Origin of the sequence: Streptomyces globisporus, assembly GCF_003501885.1 — a bacterium.
In the GTDB taxonomy this organism is placed as follows: domain Bacteria; phylum Actinomycetota; class Actinomycetes; order Streptomycetales; family Streptomycetaceae; genus Streptomyces; species Streptomyces globisporus_D.
In genome coordinates, this window is record NZ_QWFA01000306.1 from 1 (window position 1) to 4,533 (window position 4,533).

At 70.5% G+C, this 4,533-nt stretch carries 3 protein-coding genes and 2 pseudogenes; 2 read left to right on the forward strand and 3 right to left on the reverse strand.

Annotated features, from left to right (window positions below; translation table 11 throughout):
• A pseudogene (ligD, locus tag D3105_RS32475) lies at positions 1-992 on the reverse strand (non-homologous end-joining DNA ligase); the annotation flags it as partial.
• Positions 993-1,080: 88 nt separating this feature from the next.
• On the opposite strand from ligD, the gene D3105_RS32480 reads away from it, so the two are divergent.
• Complete coding sequence (locus tag D3105_RS32480) at positions 1,081-2,142, forward strand: ATP-dependent DNA ligase (RefSeq protein WP_118906424.1); 1,062 nt, start codon at positions 1,081-1,083, stop codon at positions 2,140-2,142.
• A gap of 126 nt (positions 2,143-2,268) precedes the next feature.
• The gene (gene ppk2, locus D3105_RS32485) at positions 2,269-3,234 is read left to right on the forward strand and encodes a polyphosphate kinase 2 (RefSeq protein ID WP_118906425.1); all 966 of its coding nucleotides are present in this window, start codon (positions 2,269-2,271) and stop codon (positions 3,232-3,234) included.
• 108 nt (positions 3,235-3,342) lie between these two features.
• Here ppk2 and D3105_RS32490 read toward each other — a convergent pair whose 3' ends face one another.
• Both D3105_RS32490 and D3105_RS35025 read right to left on the reverse strand, forming a co-directional pair.
• Positions 3,343-4,065, reverse strand: coding sequence for a hypothetical protein (locus tag D3105_RS32490; RefSeq protein ID WP_118906426.1), 723 nt, complete (start codon positions 4,063-4,065; stop codon positions 3,343-3,345).
• A gap of 164 nt (positions 4,066-4,229) precedes the next feature.
• A pseudogene (locus tag D3105_RS35025) lies at positions 4,230-4,533 on the reverse strand (hypothetical protein); the annotation flags it as partial.

The following is a 4,533-nucleotide window of genomic DNA, read 5'->3' on the forward strand; positions in this document are numbered from 1 at the left end:
CGTGGCGGGCGCGGCTGGGCTGGACGGAGCGCGGGCTCGCCGGGCATCTTCGGGTACTCCGGCGGGTAGGGCATGTCGCCGAGCCCGCGCTCCGTCTCGTCCCGGTCGGCCAGCTCCAGCAGCCCGTCCAGCCGGAACGCCTCCTGGTCCATGTCGACGTGAACGTCGCCGAGTTCGGCGTACCGTCCCGGCATCGTGCGGATGTCGAAGTCGCGGGGTTCGGCGTCGTCGATCTCGTCCCAGCGCAGCGGTGCGGAGACCGGGGCGTGCGGGAAGGGGCGTACGGAGTAGGCGGAGGCGATGGTGCGGTCGCGGGCGGTCTGGTTGAAGTCGACGAAGATCCGCTCGCCGCGCTCCTCCTTCCACCAGGCGGTCGTCACCCGCTCGGGCATCCGCCGCTCCAGCTCGCGCCCGGCGGCGATGGCGGCGCGCCGCACCTCGACGAAGGTCCAGGCGGGCTCGATCGGCACGAAGACATGCATCCCGCGCCCACCGGAGGTCTTGGGCCAGCCGCGTACGCCGTGGTCCTCCAGCACGGAGCGCAGCTCGTGGGCGGCGGTGACGGCGTCGGCGTAGTCGGTGCCGGGCTGCGGGTCCAGGTCGATGCGCAGTTCGTCCGGGTGGTCGGTGTCCCCGGCCCGCACCGGCCAGGGGTGGAAGGTGAGCGTGCCGAGGTTGGCGGCCCAGATCACGGCGGCGAGCTCGGTCGGGCAGATCTCGTCGGCGGGACGGCCGCTGGGGAAGGCGATCCTGGCGGTGGGGATCCACTCGGGGAGGTTCTTCGGGGCGCGCTTCTGGTAGAAGAAGTCGCCCTCGACCCCGTCCACGAAGCGCTGGAGCGTGGTCGGCCGGTGGTTCAGGGCACGCGTGATCCCGGGGCCGACGGCCAGGAAGTACTCGGCCACGTCCCTCTTGGTGTAGCCCTTCTCCGGGAAGTACACCTTGTCCGGGTTGGACAGCCTCACGGCCCGTCCGCCCGCGTCCAGCTCCACCGCTGCTCCCATGACGGCCACCGTAGGCCGGTCGCACATATGCCGCACATCGGGCGACATGGGTGGGTGCGGGGTCCAGAATCGGGCCATGGACCTGCCGGTGATGCCGCCCGTGAAGCCGATGCTCGCCAAGTCGGTGGCCAAGATCCCGCCGGGCATGGCGTACGAGGCGAAGTGGGACGGCTTCCGGGCGATCGTGTACCGGGACGGCGACGAGGTCGAGATCGGCAGCCGTACGGGCAAGTCACTGACCCGCTACTTCCCCGACCTGGTGGACGCCGTGCGGGACAACCTTCCGCCGCGCTGTGTGATCGACGGGGAGATCGTCATCGCCCACGAGGGGCGGCTCGACTTCGAACGGCTCAGCGAGCGCATCCATCCGGCGGACTCCCGGGTGCGGATGCTCGCCGAGCGGACCCCGGCGAGCTTCATCGCCTTCGACGTCCTCGCGGTCGACGACACCTCTCTGTTGAGCACCCCGCAGGTGGACCGGCGGGCCGTGCTGACGGCCGCACTGGCCGGCGCCTCCGCGCCCGTGCTCCTCGCCCCGTCCACCACGGACATCGAGGTCGCGCGGCAGTGGTTCGACCGGTACGAGGGGGCCGGGCTCGACGGGGTCGTGGCCAAGCCGCTGGATCTGCCGTACCGGCCCGACACCCGGGTGATGTACAAGATCAAGCACGAGCGGACCGCCGACGTCGTGGTGGCCGGCTACCGCGAGCACAAGAGCGGCCCGGTCGTCGGCTCGCTCCTGCTCGGCCTGTACGACACCGGTGGCGTGCTCCAGCACGTCGGGGTCTGCGCGGCCTTCCCGATGAAGCGACGCGCCGAGCTGGCCGAGGAACTCGCCCCGCTGCGCTGCGAGTTCGCCGAGCACCCGTGGGGCGCCTGGGCGGACGCGGCGGCGCACGAGCAGTCCCGGCTGCCGGGAACCCAGAACCGCTGGACGGGCAAGAAGGACCAGTCCTGGGTGCCGCTGCGCCCGGAGCGGGTCTGCGAGGTGGCCTACGACCACATGGAGGGCGACCGGTTCCGGCACACCACACAGTTCCGCCGGTGGCGACCGGACCGGTCCCCCGCGAGCTGTACGTACGCGCAGCTGGAGGAGGTCGTCTCCTACGACCTGTCCGAGGTGCTGGCGGGCGGCTGAACCCGTGGCCGCGCGCATGGACGGCGGCCCCGGGGGCACGTGTGGGTGCGGGAGAGGGCCCACCCGCGGCGGGGTGGGCCCTCTCCCGCACCGGTGGACGACGAGGCGAGCGGGGAGACCAGGGCGATGACCGAGGGACCGGAGACCGATCCGGCGGAGCTGCTGAAGGGGCTGACCGTGGACGGCAGCCGCCCCGAGCAGCCCGTCCTGCTGGACGACCGGGGCCGTCCGATCGAGACATGGCGGGAGAACTACCCGCACGACCGACAGGTACGGCGCAAGGAGTACGAGCGTGCCAAGCGCGTCCTCCAGATCGAACTGCTCAAGCTCCAGCGCTGGGTCCGGGAGAGCGGGCAGCGGCTGGTGGTCCTGTGCGAGGGCCGTGACGCGGCGGGCAAGGGCGGGACCATCCAGCGCTTCACCGAGCGGCTGAACCCGCGTGGTGCGCGCGTGGTCGCCCTGGAGAAGCCCACCGAGCGCGAGAGCGGCCAGTGGTACTTCCAGCGCTACGTGGCCCAGCTCCCGACGGCCGGGGAGATCGTCTTCTTCGACCGCTCCTGGTACAACCGGGCCGGAGTGGAGCGGGTGATGGACTTCTGCACCACGGAGCAGTACGAGCACTTCCTGCGGCAGGCACCGCAGTTCGAACGGATGCTCGTCGACGACGGTGTGCTGCTGGTGAAGTTCTGGTTCTCGGTCTCCCGCAGCGAGCAGCGGACCCGGTTCGCGATCCGCCAGGTCGACCCGGTCCGCCAGTGGAAGCTGTCGCCGACCGATCTGGCGTCGCTGGATCTGTGGGACGAGTACACCGCCGCGAAGGTCGAGATGTTCCGGGCCACGGACACCGAGCACGCGCCGTGGACCGTGGTGAAGAACAACGACAAGAAGCGCGGCCGGCTCGAGGCGATGCGCAGCCTGCTGTGGCGGTTCGACTACGACAGCAAGGACGAGAAGACCATCGGGACCCCGGACCCGCTGATCGTCGGACCGGCGGACACCCTGCTGGAGCCGGGCGAGGAGCGGGCGGACCTCTCGCCCACCCCGCTGACCGGCCGCGCGCAGGGGCCGGGCAACCATCCCGGGCAGAATTGATCCGCCCCTTTTCCCTCACCGAGCCGCGAAAAGGGGGCTCCTCCACCCGCTGGTGGAGGAGCCCTTTACTTTTCCCCACCCTTCTCCGCGCCCGAAAAGCGGAACGCGTCAGGCGTTGATCTTCTTCAGATCCACCACCTCATCGGCGGCGGGCTTCTGGGCGTCGACCTTCTTGTTGTAATCGCTCAGCAGCGTCTCGCTCGGCGCTTCTCCGCCCTCGGAAACCGCCTTGAGAACGTAGGGCTCGCCCTCGGTGGCCACGTACATGGTGATCTTCTCGCCGTCCTCCTGCTCCTTCTCCAGGATCAGCGCCGGCTTGCCGTCGACCTCCGTGGTCTCGCCCTTCTTCATTCCCTTGCGCTCGGACTTGTCGCTGTCCAGCATGGCGAGGGCGGCCTGCTTGTCGCACATCCCCTCCGTGCCGGACTGCGCCGGATCCGAGGCCACCCACTTGCCCTGCACCTGCTTGACCACCTCTTCGGTGCCGGGCTTCCCCTTCAGCGTGTTCTGCCAGAACTTCTCGTCACCCCGCACGTAGACGCTCTGCCCGACCTGGAGGACATCGGCCTCCGCGCCCTGTCCGGTCATGGTGCCCGTGCAGTGGTCCTGGTCGTCGACATGGAAGTCGATGCCGATCTCGTTGCCGCCGGACTGCTGCGCCTTTCCGACGATCCGCAGGGATTTCGCGTCACGGGTTGCCTTGACCGCGTCGGCGGCGATGGCGTCCGCGCTCTTTCCGTCGAACGCTTCATCGGATCCTTCACCGCCGCACCCCGCCAGCGCCGTCGCCCCCAGAGCAACCGAAACCGCAGCCAGAATGACCTTCTTCATCGCATTCCCTCCCTGAAAAGGTGAGGGCCTCCCCGGGCCCTCAAGAGCCCGAGTACCCAGCGGATACAGAAAGTCACTCCCCTTTTCTCGACGCCTCTTTCCGGCAGCTCCGAGGGCGAAGCGGAATTCAGCCCTCCCTGCCTACGAGAGGGAATGGGTGTGACTCAGGCCGCGGCTGCCTCCCCCGGTGCGCACGGGTCGTCGGGCTCGTCCTGGCCGCCCGGACCCGCCTCGGTGGGCGCGGGGTCCGCCGGGGACGGGGACGGGGACGGGGTTTCGCCGGAGCAGCCCGGGTCGGTCTCGCCGGGGTCGGGCGGTGTGGTGGGCCCGGTCGGGTCGGGGCTGGGTCCCGGATCGGTCGGATCAGGGCTCGGGCCCGGGTCGGTCGGGTCAGGGCCGGGACTCGGACCGGGGTCGGTGGGTCCGGGGCCCGGGTCCGTCGGGTCGGGGCTGGGGCTCGGCGAGCCC